Origin of the sequence: Cognatundibacterium crateris, from assembly GCF_010078235.1 — a bacterium.
Lineage (GTDB): Bacteria > Pseudomonadota > Gammaproteobacteria > Burkholderiales > Burkholderiaceae_D > Undibacterium > Undibacterium crateris.
On record NZ_JAABOS010000034.1, the window covers coordinates 1 to 960 of the forward strand.

Genomic DNA, 960 nt, shown 5'->3' on the forward strand with positions numbered 1-960 from the left:
ACTGGAAGGCAGCAGCTTCTTTTCTGTCGCCAGCGTGATCAGGAACTGTTGATTGACGTTGTGAATCAGCAAGTCATTATTGCGTGGCGAAGCCCAGCCCTGGCTCTGCATTTCATTGGATGCACATTGCGAAAAAGAAATTTTGGCGAGTTGCGTATTGAGCTCGTCGGCGCTGATGTTCCAAGGCGCATTTAGACGAAATATCTGTAGACTTTTGAACCACATGATAGGGAATCCTTTATTTATTTGGTAAAACGGTTGTTGTTGGTGATGCGGAGTTGGTGCTCTGGTTTTTAAGATCGAAAATGTTTTTCTCGAGCCGTGGAATTCGCATGCGAAGCATCTCCATGTCCCGGCTTGATGTTTCAAGTAACTCTTGAAGCATCTCGATCTCAATTTCGGACTGCTCAATGCCGCGCAGAACTTTTGAGTTATTGATCGAGCCTCGAAGACGAGTAAGGCGCTCATTAAGCATTTTTAGGGTTGTAATAGCCATTTCAGAATCTTTTTGGGCGTGAAAAAGCGCCTCGTTAGATGCTGCCAATTCGCGCTCAAGCGTATCTAATTCAGTCCAAAAGAATACTTGGCGGATTGTTTTGATTACCATTTTGATATTCATAGTGAACTTTCAGCGTAAGTAGCAACGAAATACAAAGCCATACATCCGAGCATGTAAAAATGCGGCTTTGAGTCAAAAAAGCGTATTAATGATTTCACAACGTCCTCCATTGTTAGCTCTATGTGCATAATAATAGCCATAAACGACTATTTAAGCAAGCTATCTAAGAGTGAAATTTGCTGTTCGGCACCACTACCCAAATTAGGCTATTTCAGGTAAGATAGCGTCATTGAAGTAGCGCATCAAACAAAAGGTGGATAAAGAGGTGGCTAAGTGAGCTAAGTCATTGATTTATATGAGGTTGTGGCGGCCTGCAAAGCCGTAGACGCCGGTTCGATCCC

General features: G+C 43.3%; 2 protein-coding genes. Both read right to left on the reverse strand.

The annotated features are described in order from the left end of the window. Positions 1–225: recombination-associated protein RdgC (rdgC, locus tag EYB48_RS18975; protein ID WP_162021937.1), on the reverse strand; the 225-nt coding region annotated here is incomplete at its 3' end. Between the two features lie 13 nt (positions 226–238). Then, a complete protein-coding gene (locus EYB48_RS18980) occupies positions 239–619 on the reverse strand; it encodes a hypothetical protein (protein ID WP_162021938.1) in 381 nt (126 codons plus the stop codon). Positions 620–960: the final 341 nt, after the last annotated feature.